This window comes from Dolichospermum flos-aquae CCAP 1403/13F, assembly GCF_012516395.1.
GTDB classification, from domain to species: domain Bacteria; phylum Cyanobacteriota; class Cyanobacteriia; order Cyanobacteriales; family Nostocaceae; genus Dolichospermum; species Dolichospermum lemmermannii.
The window spans coordinates 3,141,190-3,154,271 of record NZ_CP051206.1 but is presented as its reverse complement, the minus strand read 5'-3'; the positions used below and the strand labels follow the sequence as shown (position 1 = coordinate 3,154,271).

The following is a 13,082-nucleotide window of genomic DNA, read 5'->3' as shown; positions in this document are numbered from 1 at the left end:
AAGAATTAAAGATTTCTGGAGTTGCTAAACCACCGACGCAAGGAGAGGAAAGTCAAAAAACAAATTTTTTGAGATGGTTTTTACTTTTAAATATATTATTCATTCACAGATTTTATTATTTGTTTCAAAAAGTTCAAAACCATACTCTTCTAAAAAATCTTTCGCAAATGCTATCCAGCTTGAATTAAATCTTGGGTAAAATTCAGGAGTACAAACATAAGCTTCTAAATTTAAACCTGCATAGTTTCTAACTAATTTATTATCAAATAAATCAATAGTATTAGTGAGTTGGTTAATAGCTTTGTCGCGGTTTTTATCTACTTTTCTTAAACTTGTTGCATCCAATTTGAACTCTACAAAACAAAAATCATTCTCATCAAAAAATACAAAATCGCAATGAGAATCACCAAATCCTAAAAGTCCTTTTTTTCCATCAATAGGAATAAAACCAACTACTTTAGCATTAATTACATTAAATAATTTAGTGATATCAAAACCATTTTTAACAGTATCAACACCATTTAGTTTAATAGTAAATGTGTTGTCATCTGAATTTATATTGATAATAATAAAAGACTGTCCTTGATAGTCTATGATGGAAAATTCAGATCTGATTTCAATTTCCAGAACATCGGAAAAATTATCAAAAGCAGTTGATAGAAGTTCTTTAATATCCTCAAATTTACTCATTTTCTTTTGAAAGTTTTAGCGTGAATACTGTACAAAGCTTGAAAATCACCACCCAAAATTTCGGAAACCGTATCTAAATAATTTTGTTGAATAGTACCTTTTTCTTGATTAAAAATAGATTCGCAATAACTAGTATCCATTGCTCCTACGTCGCCACGCAAGCTATCACTAACAGATTGATTTCCCAAAGAATAAGCAGAAAAATCTTTAGCACTTAACCAGGAATCTTGGGGAATTATTTGTGCTACCTCTGATTCTGTTGACGGATTTTTTTCAACTACTCTATTTGCGAAGAGTAAATTATTAAAAACTGTGAGAACATAGGGACTATGGGTGGTGATAATTAGTTGGTTATCATCATTTTGATTTACCATTAAAGCCAATAATTCAATTAGTTGCTTTTGAGCAACAGGGAATAAATGAGCTTCTGGTTCTTCCAATATTCTTAATACTTTTGTATTATCAAGAATATTCAGAAAAATATCTTGTAAAATTCTTATAGATTCTTGTTGTCCTGACGAAGTATTAGAGAGATAAACATAATCATTAGCTTCATTATCTAATCTGATTTTTTCATTACCATAAGGATCAATATAATATTTACCTTTTAATATTTCATTAATTTTATGTATGAGAAGAGATAATTTTCTTCTTCTTTCTGTTGTTATGTTTCTACCAAAAGTCAATTCTTCTATATTTCCAAATTTATTAAAGATATCCCTGTTTTTTATGACTTTTTTCATAAATTCCAGCATTAAAATTTCATCAATTTTTTGTACATTACGTTCATAATTAGAAGCTGAAATATTCTTTTCTAAATTACTTTGAATATTTGCCAATACATACTTTTCAAATAGATAAGAATAACCTACTGTTGCACTTCTTCCTGCAATTATAAATAATGAATCCCTTTGTTTACTTTCAAATAATTCGTCCAACAGGTTATAAAGCTGTTGAGCATATTTTATTTTTTCTTCTTCATTAATTAATGATTGAATACTATTATAATTTAAATATTCCTGTCTAAGTCTCAGTTTAATAGCGCTTGCAGAATTTTTAAAATTCTCATCTACAAGGTTATTATATATAATTTCCATTTCTTTATTTCTTTGTAAGGTTAATTTTATATATTTATCTTTTTCTAAACTATAATAAAACACTATTTTACAATTACCTAAGTGATTGGTAGGTCCAAAAAATTTATAAAATTTTTGTCGGATAGGAGATAAAATATCATTATCAATATTCAGGAATTTACGTTTATCCTGATAAATTTGACTGAATAAATCCTCGTGTATGGTCTTGAAAAAATAAATCAATTTAGCAATAGTGCTTTTACCACTAGCTTGTTCACCAATCAAAACTAATATTTTCTTAACTTCAATTTCTGCATATTGAATTGGACCGAAGTTTTCGATGATAATTTTTTGCATAGGTAAATGTGACTTTTTTATGCTTACATAACAAATGTACCATAATAGAAATACTTTTTGGGAAGTTACACCTCCCATGATATTTCATATTACAGAAGTAGTTACCTAAAAATCGCTGTAATGTTTAGATTAACATTGAAAATCCCCCCATCATTAAGAATTAAAAATTTCTTGAGCTGCTGTACAATCAAGTTGAATTTGGTTTTTCAGCGCTTCTAAGGAGGTAAATTTCTGTTCGGGACGCAAAAATTTTATTAGTTGTACCAGCAAATTTTTACCATACAAATCACCAGACCAATTTAATAAATGTACTTCTACGCTAGTATCTATACCATTAACTGTGGGACGATTGCCAATATTCATGACTCCAAAATGTTGAGTGGGAGAGTTGTTTGGAGTTTCGTTATCAATAATAACCTCCACAGCATAAACACCATGACGAGGTAAAAATTTATCTTTTGGTAGTTGAATATTGGCGGTAGGAAAGCCGATAGTTATCCCTAATTTTTGACCTGTTACTACTATACCTGTAAGGCTGTAAGGTCTTCCCAAAAGACGATTTGCTTTTTGAATATCACCGACTTCCAAACTTTCCCGGATTAATGAGGTACTAATGCGAGTATCATCTGCTGCGGAAAAGTTTTCCATATCAGTTTTTATAGGAACTATGGTCACGGGTATATTATATTTCGCCGCGAGTATTTGCAAATCTTGAGCAGTACCCATGCGCTTTTTACCAAAACAAAAGTCTTGTCCAACGCTAATTTGTTGACATTGCAGTTGTTGAACGAGGATTTTATCTACAAATTCTTCAGGGGAAAGGGCAGATAGTTCTCTATCAAAAGGTAATAATACCAATTGTTCCACCCCAAGCGATCGCAATTGTGCAACTTTTTCATCCAGTGGTGTTAACAAATCACGGGGAAGTCCTGTAAAAAACTCCTGGGGATGGGGATCAAATGTGACAACGGTTGAGTACGGGCGGACTGAATTCTCCTCACCCCGTGCTGACTGCAATACTGGCTGAATCACTCTTTGATGACCAAGATGAACACCATCAAATTTGCCAAGAGCAACAGCAGTTGGTGTCAGCAGTTCTTCTGTTGCAGAAGCAACCCATACAGAACACCCATTTTGAGACAAATTTAACACTTGGATTTTGGGATTTTAGGTTTGTTTTCGCTATCAGCGTTGACGCTCTCGCGCTGTTAGATATCTAATCACCAATCTAATCTAAAATCGAGAAATCAGGTGATTAAATTGGTTTTTGACTGGGTATACCAACCGCACGGGGAAAACTAATTGGTGTGTTTGCTACTTTTCGTAAATAAAGACAATGACGAATACTATTACTCAAGGGAGTAGAAAATTCTTCAATTAGTTCAATTACCCCACCTAATTGGGTAACAGCAATTTCTAAACTTTCATTTTCGGCTTGAGTCCAAGTACCGCGATAAATTACCGCTAAACCGCCTTTTTTTACTAAAGGTAAAGAATATTCAGCACAAGCAGAAACATTACCCACAGCCCTAATTACAGCTAGATCATACTGTTGTCTGTGTTGAATTTGCTGACCAACTTCTTCGGCTCTCCCCAATAAAGTTTTGGCATTATTCAGAGCAAGTGCTGATAAAATTGTCTCAATAAAACTAATTTTCTTCCCTGTAGAGTCTAAAAGCGTAACTTGAGAATTAGGAAAAACTAGAGAAATTGGGATACCAGGAAAACCTGCACCCGTACCAATATCAATTATCCGCTTACCCTTTTCAATACCGGGAATAAATACTTGTTTAGGTGCAATTCCTCGCAAAGAATCCCAAAGATGTTTTTCCCAAAATTCTTCAGGTTCAGTAATGCGAGTTAAGTTAAGTTGACGATTTCCTGCCAAGATTAATTGATAAAGCTGTTGAAATTGGTTTTCTTCCCAATTTGTTGGTTGCCAATTCAGAGTTTTTTGCCATATTTCCCCCATTTCTGGCAAACTAGTTATAGGTAAAGATTCTAAATTCATTGGTTAAAATTAATTTTTTTAAGTTATTTTGGCGTTACTGATTAAGGGTATGAATTTCAGTCTCACGCAAAGGAAAGAGTTTTAAAGGTTCAATTTGGGAATTTCATACCTAATTTTATGTGAAGCTACATAACATCATCAAATCCATGAATTCATCCCTCCTTATCTGTGTTCATCTGCGTTCATCTGCGTTCAATTACTCTTACGATTAATTTAGAATTAAGCAGATTTTACCTCTTCTCCCTGACTTATGACTCCTGACTCCTGACTCCTGACTCCTGATGTTAAGACCCCATGATCTAAAGTCCAACAATAATCAGCTATTGGTAACATATCACCAGCGTCGTGTGTTACAACTAACAATGTCCAATCTTTTTTGAGTTCGGCTAATAAATTCACCAATTGGCGACGCATTGACCAATCTAAACCCGCTGTAGGTTCATCTAATAATAATAAATTTGGTTGACGAATTAACTGCACCGCTAAAGCTAACCGTCGCTGTTGTCCACCACTTAAAGCATGAGGTGACGCAGATAAAGATAAATGATCTAATCCAACTTCTGTTAATGCTTGTTTAACCCTGTCTGCTCCCAATTCAGGATGTCCTAAGCGCAATTCTTCTAAAATTGTCCCCCCGCAAAAGTGTCTTTCTGGAAATTGAAATACTAAACCGGCTAATTGTTGTAGTTCTTCGGCTATGAGTCCCTGTTCTCTCCAGAAAACTCCACCAGCAGTGGGATCAGCCAATCCAGATAAAATTTCTAATAAGGTGCTTTTACCCGAACCGCTAGGACCAATAATTAAACCCAGTTTCTGGGGTGGTAGTTCTAAATTTATAGCTTGAAGAATTGCTTTTGGGCAGGCTGTGGGGTGATAAGTTAGATTTCTGAGATAGAGCATTTGTGAAGATTACCAAGTTATGAAAAATTTTGATGGAAATAGACGTAATTTATATTCACTATTTTTGCATTTTAGGTAATAGACACAACAATTTCAACTGTAATTATTCTGAGGGTTATCATGTTTAAACAGGTTTTAATGCCTCAATTTAGGATATTTTGGCGATTTGCTCCATTTTTAAAGGTGACTGTAACTACTTCCATCCTTTTAAATATTTTAGTAAATCCATCCTTTGCGGGTGATCCATTTCGCTCTCGTGAACCTCATAAAATTGGCGATCGCACGGAAGCTGTTTTTAATGCTATTTTTCAGCAAGGAAATTACCCAGCAGCCAAAGATGCTTTACAACAAGCCGTCTCTAGCGAACCCAATGAACCTTTAATTTACGCCCTTCAGGCTTCTTTAGCATATCAAAATCAAGATCAAACTAATTTAGAAAAATACAGCCGAAAAACCCTGGAAACTGGACAAAATCTCATCGCTAGTGACCCATTACGTGGTAATTTATACACTGCGGTTGGTCATTTTTTAGAGGGGGCGGTAATTTTAAAGCGGGAAGGAACTGTAAATGGTGCGCCCCTCGCTTTTAGTCGGTTGCGGAAAGTCTATACATATCTTGACAGAGCCGAAGAGATTTCTGCTAGTGATCCAGAGTTAAACTTAATTCGCGGCTATATGGATTTAATGTTAGCTGTGAATTTACCTTTTACTAGTCCAGATGATGCAATTAACCGATTGGAAAAAAATGCAGCACCTGGTTATTTAGTAGATAGAGGTATTGCTTTAGCATATCGAGATTTAAAACAACATTCCCAGGCTTTAGATTATGTCAACCGCGCCTTAAAAACAACTGCTGACAACCCAGAAATTTACTATCTCAAAGCCCAAATTCTCCATGAAAAAGGAAAAAAAGAAAAAAGTCAGGATTTAATCAAGGAAGCAATAATTCATTTTGATAAAGCATTAGCCAAAAAGTCTCAACTTCCTGCTAACTTAGTTAAACAAATTGAATATGAACGCAATCAGGCTGTCAGTGGTCAGTAGTCAGTGGTCAGTTGTTACAAAATTCTAGTTTTACCCATTACAAAAATGGAAATTCAATTCCGCGAGTTTAATCCTTTTGATACTTGGATTTGGTTGAAGTTTAGCAATGTTCCCTCCCAACGGGAAAAACAATATGTAGAAGAAGTATTCAATTCCTGGTTTTATCTAGGTAAATTGGGAGGATTTAATGCGGAAAATCTGCAAATCCAAGATACAGGACTTGATATCAGCTACATGGACTATGATGCAAGAGGCTATGATAAAAGCTTAATGGCTTTGATGCACAACATGGGTGAATTTGAATATGAAGGAGAATGGGGACGTTGTTGGTTTGATTTAGGTACAAGTGATGCGATCGCATTAGACATTCTGATCAACGCCCTCACCCAACTAACTGAAGAATACGTCACCATTGAAGAACTATACATTGGTGGCGAAAATTCAGATTGGCCTACAGAAGATAGCGAAAGTCGTCCCTCTTCAATTTACGATAATTAATTGTCATCATGAATAAAGAAGGTCAAATTCGGGTAATTGTTTTAGCCCTAATTCGAGATGGTAATCGAATATTTGTTTCTGAAGGATTCGATCCTAAAAAACAATCAATATTCTACCGGGCTTTAGGTGGTGGCGTAGAATTTGGCGAAACTAGCCGCATAGCCTTAGCTAGAGAATTTCAAGAAGAAATTCAAGCCGAATTAACAAATATTCGCTATCTAAGTTGTATTGAGAACTTATTTACCTTTGACGGTAGACAAGGACATGAAATCATTCAACTTTATGAATGCGACTTTGCTGATTCCCAGTTTTATCAAATTGAAAGTTTAACTTTTGCGGAAACACCAGAACGTCAACATCGCGCATTGTGGATAGATATTTCTCGATTCAAATCTGGTGAATTAAGATTAGTTCCCGAAGTCTTTTTTGATTATTTGTAAACCTAGATCCCCGACTTCTTTTTTTATCTTGTCACTAAATAATAAATTAAGTTGAGAAGTCGGGGATCTTAATCACTCAAGATTGCTATATTAAAACTAAAGGTAAATACAGGAAGTTAATTATGACTCTACAATTAGCAAAACCACGCCTTAACACCTTTCGTCTCAATGTTTCTCAATACCATCAAATGAGCGAAGTCGGTATTTTTTCAGAAAATGATAAGGTAGAACTAATTAATGGAGAAATTATAGAAATGTCACCAATTGGTAGAAGACACGCAGCTTGTGTTGACAGAATTAATCGCTTATTTAGCAATATTCTGGGAATGAAAGTGATTGTTAGGGTACAAAATCCGATTATCTTAAACAACTTATCTGAACCTGAACCAGATATTGCATTACTACAACCCCGTGCAGATTTTTATGAATCTGGACACCCTCAACCCCAAGATATCTTCTTATTAATTGAAGTTGCAGATAGCAGTCTAGAATATGATAGAGACGTAAAAATTCCTCTCTATGCTAGTAGTGGTATTACTGAAGTTTGGTTAGTTGATATTTATGAACAAGTGATTATTGTTTATCGCTACCCTAGCGAAAATGGTTATAGCGACATTCAAAAACTAAGTCGAGGAGAAAAAATGTCAATTCAAGCATTCCCCGAAATTAATTTAGTTGTAGATGATATTTTGGGATCAATAGTTTCATAGCCAACCTCTAAATAACATCTAATTCACATCTTCAGATATTGGTTATTGAGATTGCAAAAATATTAATCAAAGCAATAATGTTTTTTTACGTCGCTGGTAATTTCCCATTTACAAGACATCCCAGCGGGAAAAGTTACTAAGTCTCCCTTACCCATTTTTACCGCTTGTCCTCCATCAGGAGTGACAACAACATTACCTGATAAAAAGTAGCAAGTTTCTTGATCATCGTAAGCCCAGGAAAATTGAGATATTTCCTTTTCCCAAATTGGCCAGTTGAATACATCTAACTCCTTGAGATGTTCAAGATTTGGTTGATGTACGACTTTAATTTCCATGAGTTGTATTTAACAATAAGATTGGATGTCTTCTCCACACTTATCTACTAAATAACATAATGCGCGAAAACGCAAGCCGACAAACTGATCATACAGTGGGTTTAGTTTGCACATAGGTGGAATGTGAGCAATTGTTCGTCCAAAAACCACGATATCACGCTCAAAGGGACATTGGGCAGGAATTACTTTAGCAATTAATCTAGCAACTCGACGATTATCAATTTCAATGTCGTCTAGACGTTGACGGATTTTTTGCAATAAATCAAACTTATTTTTAACTGAATGGTTTTCTTCGATAGGGTTGACAAAACTGGAGAGAATCATCGGTTCACTATTTGTTTTTAGCATTATTGTAAATCCTATGTAGATGAGATTGATAGAAACTGGAGAATGTGGCAATTTGGACTGAACTTGAAGAACGGTAAAGTAGTTGAACTAATTTTTATTAAAACTGGCTTTGTGTTGAATAACTGTTCAGTTGAATACAAAATAACAAAGAAAATATAAAAATGGTATAGTCTTAGCTTATGGATTCCTGATATTGAATATAGTAATTTTATATATAAAATTACTATGGGAATTGCCAAAAACACTGATGTATATAGCTTTCTCCTCCAGCTAGACTGCATAACCATTAGGAAACGATGACATTAATTTTAGGTGATAGAAGATCAATAAAAAAGCTATGCAAGTCACTTTATCGCAGGGAATAGGGAACAAACTAACCAAGGATCTATAGGAATTGCTAGTAATACTGGTAAGGAAATAGATGAAACTTTCGATATTGAGTATGAAACTGGTGTAGCACCCAACATTGTGAAACGGGTGCTGTTTAGAGCGCAAATTCGATTAATGAAGTTGCCAACTCAAGCTACTTCTTCTACAATTAGTGAAATTATGAATTGTATAGAAACATACCTTAGACCCAAGGAAGATGATGATACCTGGCAACCGACTATTCAAGGTAGGATTGTTTATATGCACTGGGATCAAAAGGCTAAACCTACCGCGTTGCTAGTACTAGAACAATCAAATGAAGGCGTGAATGTGACATTTAGAACTAGCCGTCAAACCCCTCTGACAAAAAACAGTAGGACAGCAAATTCACATCATGCAGACGCTATTCAGAAATAATCACAACTTGAAATTACCAATAAATACCGAGAAATTCAAACTGGAAAAAAATTTTGGTTTGGAATACATCACTTGTATTGAAGAAGACGGATCATCAAAATTAGGAGTTGTGATTAGAAGCAACATTTTGAGCATCACGGGTCAGAAGACCATCTTCCATTTCGACAATGCGATCAGCGATATCTAAAATCCGGTTATCGTGGGTTACTAATAAGATAGCAGTTCCCTGATCTTTAGCCAAACGCTGCATGATTTCGACTACATCACGTCCTGATTGTTTATCTAATGCGGCTGTTGGTTCATCTGCTAATACTAAAGGAGGATGATTAACTAAAGCGCGAGCGATCGCTATTCTTTGTTTTTGTCCACCAGATAAATTATCTGGATAGTAGTTAACCCGTTCTTGTAAACCTACAGATGCCAGCATATCTTCTGATTGGGAAATAGCTGTTGATTGGGAAATATTATTATTTAATTCCACAGCCATTTGCACATTTTGCCGAGCAGTTAAAAAACCCAATAAATTATGAGCTTGGAAAATATAACCAATCTTCCGTCTCATGTGTACCAGTTTGTTTTGACTAGCACCACATAGTTCATCACCTAAAAATTTTAAACTTCCCTCTTGCACAGATCTTAACCCACCAATCAAACTTAATAAAGTCGTTTTCCCTGAACCAGATGGTCCAGTCATAATCACAATTTCTCCGGCATATATTTCCAAACTAATATCAAATAGAATCTGTTTTTTCAGTGATCCTTTACCGTAGTAGTGATTGATATTTTTAATAGATATTACAGGTTCTTTGTTGATCATAATAGGGGAGTGTAGGAGTCAGAAGTTGGGGAAGTTGGGGAAGTTGGGGAAGTTGGGGAAGTTGGGGAAGTTGGGGAAGTTGGGGAAGTTGGGGAATATTTCTTCCCAATGACCAATGACCAATGACCAATGACCAATGACCAATCTAAAAAATATCGGCTGGATCAGCAGAACTTAATTTCCGAATAGCAATCATTCCCGAAATAAAGCACATTAAAATAGTTAACATGATTACCATAATGGCGCGATTATAACTCATAAATATAGGCAAAAGTGTAGCATCTCTAGCAACATTATAAAGAACAAGAGCGCAGCCAAATCCAGGTAAATAACCAACAACAGCTAATAAAAAAGCCTCTTGAAGAATTACAGTTAGTAAATAATTTTGAGTGTAACCTATAGCTTTGAGCGTAGCATATTCAGATAAATGATCATTGACTTCTGTATACAGAATTTGATAAACAATTACAGTTCCCACAATAAAACCCATAATTGTTCCTAAGGTAAAAATAAAGCCAATAGCTGTACTACTTGCCCAATAATTTCTTTCAAATTCAATAAATTCTTCCTTAGTTAAAACATTGATATCTGTAGGTAGATAACTTCGCAATTCTTGAGCTACTAGGATGGGATCTGCACCAGGCTTTAACTTAATAATGCCAATATCAATTAATCCCCGTTGACGGTTATTAAAAATCCGTAAAAAGTTAACATCACTCGTAATTAAATTTCCATCTGCACCAAAAGATGCCCCTAATGTAAATAATCCACCGACCTGAACTTTTCTTCTGCGTACTTCTGCTGAAACAACTTTTCCTGAATTAAAACTATCAGCAATCGGACCATATTCTACTCTGGAAGAACGGTCATATAAAACAACATCAGGAAGTTTGAGTTTATTTAAATTTTCGTCTACTCCAGGTAAATCAAAAAGATTAACTTCTGGATTTATGCCGAAAATTAAGATACTGCGAGGGCGACCTGTAACAGGATTTCTCCAGCTTGTATAGTCTAAATATATAGGATGTACTGACTGAACTGTAGGTAAGTCTAATGCCTTATATAAACGGCGTTGGGAAAAGGTTTTCATTGCCAAAACAGCATTAGATTGACTGTTAATTAAAACCACTTCTCCGGCTAAACTGCTGTGCATTCTCACGTTACTGTAATAGAGTGCATCCCGAAAACCTAGCTGCATGAACATTAAAATATCAGCAAAGGCAATACCTGATAAAGCCACTGCTAGGCGAGTTTTTTCTCTTGTCAGTTGCAGCCAAGATAAAGGTATTTTTACTGCCATTTTTTATTTTTTTGATCTCGATACTAATTAAGTAGTTGAACATGAATATTTGGCGTAGAAATAGGAAGTTAATTCTCATTAATTTCTACGGTGACTTTAGCGTTAGTTAAACCGGAAACTTGCTTGGTAAATTCTGGAGATAGGGCAATTTTCACTTCGACAACTCTGGCATCAATATCTGCCGCTGGATCATTATTGAGGACATCTTTCTTGCCAATTTTTCTACCAATTGATGTAATTCTGCCTTTTAATTGACCATTAAATGCACCGTTGTCACTAGAGATAGTAGCAGTTTGACCCAAACGGACTTTATTAATACTATCTTCAGGAACTTCTGCAACTACAAACATTTGATCTGTTTGTCCGATTTCCGCAATTCCATTTGCTCCCATGATTTCCCCAGATTTGGTGTGAATTTTTAATATTTCACCAGAACTAGGAGCTTTAACATAGCTTTGCTGAAGTTCTACTTGAGCTTTTCTCATTAAAGCAATGGCATTAGTAACTTGTGCTTGAGCAACTTGGACATTTAGCGGACTAACTACTAATATTCTGCTCAATCTTTCTCTTTCTTCGTCTATTTGTCTTTGTAAAGTGGAGACAGTTTTGTTACGGTTGGCTGTGGCTTCAATTAACTGCTGTTGTAAGGTCGCTAGGGTTTTAATTTGATTAGCTCTAGCTTCGGAAACTTGCTGTTGAATAGTATCTATTGCCCGTTTTAAACTAGCTTCACTTTCAATTAACTGTTGATTTGTAGTTAACGCACTTAAGCGACGGCGATCGCGTTCTTGCTGAGAAATAGCACCTTGTTTGTATAAAAAATCATAGCGCCCATAATCTACTTGAGCATTTCGTTGTTCGGCTCTAATCCTCTCCATATTGGCTTTTAAAGAATTTCTTTGTCCCAGTAGTTCCGCTTCCAAACGGTTAACTGTGGCTTGTTGGGCAACTTTATCACCACTTAACTGGGCAGCAATTCGGCTAATTGTTGCCTGTTGAGCCTCTTTTTCCCCCGCTAGTTGGGCTTGCAACCGAGAAATAATGAATCTTTGAGCTTGAGCATCTCTTGGTGGACCAGCACTAACTTGGGCTAAATTCGCACGGGATTCTTGCAATTTAGCTTTGGCTTCTTCTACTACTGCCATACTGGTATCGCGGCTGTCTAAAATGGCCACAATCTGTCCTTGCTGTACTCGTTGCCCTTCTCTGACTAAAAGTTGTTGTACCCGTGAACTACCTGATAAACCCGCTGGAGCAGAAAGTTTAACTACTTCTCCTCTTGGTTCTAAGCGTCCTATGGCAGTAATACTATTGGGAACTGGGGCAACAGATACAGTAGAAGTCAGTTTTTTTAATTGTTCCATTCTCGCTGTAGCTAAGAAACCGGCAGCTATAGCTACTGGTAAAGCTACGGCAATACTCAACCAAATTTTTGGCTGCTCAAGTGCCTTTTCTGGGGATTTTGATTTTTCATTCACCCTTGACATGATATTTAACCTATTTATCTGAATTGTGGTGATGAAACTAAAAAAGTAAATTAGCTGTAATTAAAATCCACAGCAAACTTTATACAATATTTACACCTTTTTAGGTTTTTGTTTTGGCAATTTTATAACTATTGTTGGGTATGATTAACTTTGGATAAACTACACTCTGTGATTATTCAGGTGTATTATCTTTACATGAAAATTTCTATCTCAAAGCAACCTGGGATACAATTGGTAGATTTTATAAATCATTAGTAGTTGAGATTCCACACTTCATTTTTAA

15 protein-coding genes and 1 pseudogene are annotated in these 13,082 nt (G+C 35.3%); 5 read left to right on the top strand and 11 right to left on the bottom strand.

The window, feature by feature from the left end:
• Nucleotides 1-99: 99 nt before the first annotated feature.
• From HGD76_RS15255 to HGD76_RS15235, 5 genes are all read right to left on the bottom strand, one after another.
• Nucleotides 100-690 (bottom strand): hypothetical protein, encoded by a 591-nt coding sequence (locus HGD76_RS15255; RefSeq protein WP_168696288.1) that lies wholly within the window; start codon nt 688-690, stop codon nt 100-102.
• A complete protein-coding gene (locus HGD76_RS15250) occupies nt 687-2,123 on the bottom strand; it encodes an AAA family ATPase (protein WP_168696287.1) in 1,437 nt (478 codons plus the stop codon). The genes HGD76_RS15255 and HGD76_RS15250 overlap by 4 nt, the downstream gene beginning before the upstream one ends.
• Before the next feature lie 153 nt (nt 2,124-2,276).
• The gene (locus tag HGD76_RS15245) at nt 2,277-3,275 is read right to left on the bottom strand and encodes a bifunctional riboflavin kinase/FAD synthetase (protein ID WP_168696286.1); all 999 of its coding nucleotides are present in this window, start codon (nt 3,273-3,275) and stop codon (nt 2,277-2,279) included.
• 103 nt (nt 3,276-3,378) lie between these two features.
• On the bottom strand, nt 3,379-4,134 hold the full coding sequence (gene rsmG, locus HGD76_RS15240) for a 16S rRNA (guanine(527)-N(7))-methyltransferase RsmG (RefSeq protein ID WP_407644783.1): 756 nt from the start codon (nt 4,132-4,134) through the stop codon (nt 3,379-3,381).
• Between the two features lie 219 nt (nt 4,135-4,353).
• Nucleotides 4,354-5,034, bottom strand: coding sequence for an ABC transporter ATP-binding protein (locus HGD76_RS15235; RefSeq protein ID WP_168696285.1), 681 nt, complete (start codon nt 5,032-5,034; stop codon nt 4,354-4,356).
• Between the two features lie 120 nt (nt 5,035-5,154).
• Here HGD76_RS15235 and HGD76_RS15230 point away from each other — a divergent pair, with 120 nt between their 5' ends.
• The 4 genes from HGD76_RS15230 (at nt 5,155) to HGD76_RS15215 (ending at nt 7,726) form a co-directional block, all read left to right on the top strand.
• Nucleotides 5,155-6,078, top strand: a complete 924-nt coding sequence (locus HGD76_RS15230; RefSeq protein ID WP_168696284.1) for a Sll0314/Alr1548 family TPR repeat-containing protein — start codon at nt 5,155-5,157, stop codon at nt 6,076-6,078.
• Nucleotides 6,079-6,123: 45 nt separating this feature from the next.
• Nucleotides 6,124-6,576, top strand: a complete 453-nt coding sequence (locus HGD76_RS15225; RefSeq protein ID WP_168696283.1) for a DUF3531 family protein — start codon at nt 6,124-6,126, stop codon at nt 6,574-6,576.
• Between the two features lie 8 nt (nt 6,577-6,584).
• Entirely contained in the window at nt 6,585-7,016 is a 432-nt protein-coding gene (locus HGD76_RS15220) for an NUDIX hydrolase (RefSeq protein ID WP_015083700.1), read from the top strand.
• A 122-nt stretch (nt 7,017-7,138) separates the two neighbouring features.
• Nucleotides 7,139-7,726: a Uma2 family endonuclease gene (locus tag HGD76_RS15215; RefSeq protein WP_148760802.1), complete on the top strand. Its 588-nt coding sequence runs from the start codon at nt 7,139-7,141 to the stop codon at nt 7,724-7,726.
• Between the two features lie 62 nt (nt 7,727-7,788).
• Here HGD76_RS15215 and HGD76_RS15210 read toward each other — a convergent pair whose 3' ends face one another.
• Nucleotides 7,789-8,061, bottom strand: a complete 273-nt coding sequence (locus HGD76_RS15210) for a cupin domain-containing protein (RefSeq protein WP_168696282.1) — start codon at nt 8,059-8,061, stop codon at nt 7,789-7,791.
• Nucleotides 8,062-8,070: 9 nt separating this feature from the next.
• Nucleotides 8,071-8,409 carry a Mo-dependent nitrogenase C-terminal domain-containing protein gene (locus HGD76_RS15205; protein WP_168696281.1) on the bottom strand — a complete coding sequence of 113 codons (339 nt, stop codon included), beginning with the start codon at nt 8,407-8,409 and terminating at the stop codon, nt 8,071-8,073.
• A gap of 369 nt (nt 8,410-8,778) precedes the next feature.
• Between HGD76_RS15205 and HGD76_RS15200 the strand changes: the two are divergent.
• Nucleotides 8,779-9,195 (top strand): annotated as a pseudogene (locus HGD76_RS15200) (hypothetical protein); the annotation flags it as partial.
• A 100-nt stretch (nt 9,196-9,295) separates the two neighbouring features.
• On the opposite strand, the gene HGD76_RS15195 reads toward HGD76_RS15200, so the two are convergent.
• The 4 genes from HGD76_RS15195 to HGD76_RS15180 all read right to left on the bottom strand — a co-directional run bounded on the left by HGD76_RS15195 (nt 9,296) and on the right by HGD76_RS15180 (nt 12,799).
• Nucleotides 9,296-10,012, bottom strand: a complete 717-nt coding sequence (locus HGD76_RS15195) for a DevA family ABC transporter ATP-binding protein (RefSeq protein ID WP_168632355.1) — start codon at nt 10,010-10,012, stop codon at nt 9,296-9,298.
• Nucleotides 9,981-10,142, bottom strand: a complete 162-nt coding sequence (locus HGD76_RS15190) for a hypothetical protein (RefSeq protein WP_168696280.1) — start codon at nt 10,140-10,142, stop codon at nt 9,981-9,983. Before HGD76_RS15190 ends, HGD76_RS15195 begins: the two co-directional genes overlap by 32 nt.
• A gap of 15 nt (nt 10,143-10,157) precedes the next feature.
• On the bottom strand, nt 10,158-11,312 hold the full coding sequence (gene devC / locus HGD76_RS15185; protein WP_148760790.1) for an ABC transporter permease DevC: 1,155 nt from the start codon (nt 11,310-11,312) through the stop codon (nt 10,158-10,160).
• A gap of 68 nt (nt 11,313-11,380) precedes the next feature.
• Nucleotides 11,381-12,799 (bottom strand): HlyD family efflux transporter periplasmic adaptor subunit, encoded by a 1,419-nt coding sequence (locus HGD76_RS15180; RefSeq protein ID WP_148760787.1) that lies wholly within the window; start codon nt 12,797-12,799, stop codon nt 11,381-11,383.
• Between the last annotated feature and the right edge of the window lie 283 nt (nt 12,800-13,082).

Excerpts from the sequence above, each read along its gene's own strand:
- HGD76_RS15255 (WP_168696288.1), bottom strand. The coding sequence starts at position 690 with ATGAGTAAATTTGAGGATATTAAAGAACTTCTATCAACTGCTTTTGAT.
- HGD76_RS15250 (WP_168696287.1), bottom strand. The coding sequence starts at position 2,123 with ATGCAAAAAATTATCATCGAAAACTTCGGTCCAATTCAATATGCAGAA.
- rsmG (WP_407644783.1), bottom strand. The coding sequence starts at position 4,134 with ATGAATTTAGAATCTTTACCTATAACTAGTTTGCCAGAAATGGGGGAA.
- HGD76_RS15235 (WP_168696285.1), bottom strand. The coding sequence starts at position 5,034 with ATGCTCTATCTCAGAAATCTAACTTATCACCCCACAGCCTGCCCAAAA.
- HGD76_RS15230 (WP_168696284.1), top strand. The coding sequence starts at position 5,155 with ATGTTTAAACAGGTTTTAATGCCTCAATTTAGGATATTTTGGCGATTT.
- HGD76_RS15225 (WP_168696283.1), top strand. The coding sequence starts at position 6,124 with ATGGAAATTCAATTCCGCGAGTTTAATCCTTTTGATACTTGGATTTGG.
- HGD76_RS15220 (WP_015083700.1), top strand. The coding sequence starts at position 6,585 with ATGAATAAAGAAGGTCAAATTCGGGTAATTGTTTTAGCCCTAATTCGA.
- HGD76_RS15215 (WP_148760802.1), top strand. The coding sequence starts at position 7,139 with ATGACTCTACAATTAGCAAAACCACGCCTTAACACCTTTCGTCTCAAT.
- HGD76_RS15210 (WP_168696282.1), bottom strand. The coding sequence starts at position 8,061 with ATGGAAATTAAAGTCGTACATCAACCAAATCTTGAACATCTCAAGGAG.
- HGD76_RS15205 (WP_168696281.1), bottom strand. The coding sequence starts at position 8,409 with ATGCTAAAAACAAATAGTGAACCGATGATTCTCTCCAGTTTTGTCAAC.
- HGD76_RS15195 (WP_168632355.1), bottom strand. The coding sequence starts at position 10,012 with ATGATCAACAAAGAACCTGTAATATCTATTAAAAATATCAATCACTAC.
- devC (WP_148760790.1), bottom strand. The coding sequence starts at position 11,312 with ATGGCAGTAAAAATACCTTTATCTTGGCTGCAACTGACAAGAGAAAAA.
- HGD76_RS15180 (WP_148760787.1), bottom strand. The coding sequence starts at position 12,799 with ATGTCAAGGGTGAATGAAAAATCAAAATCCCCAGAAAAGGCACTTGAG.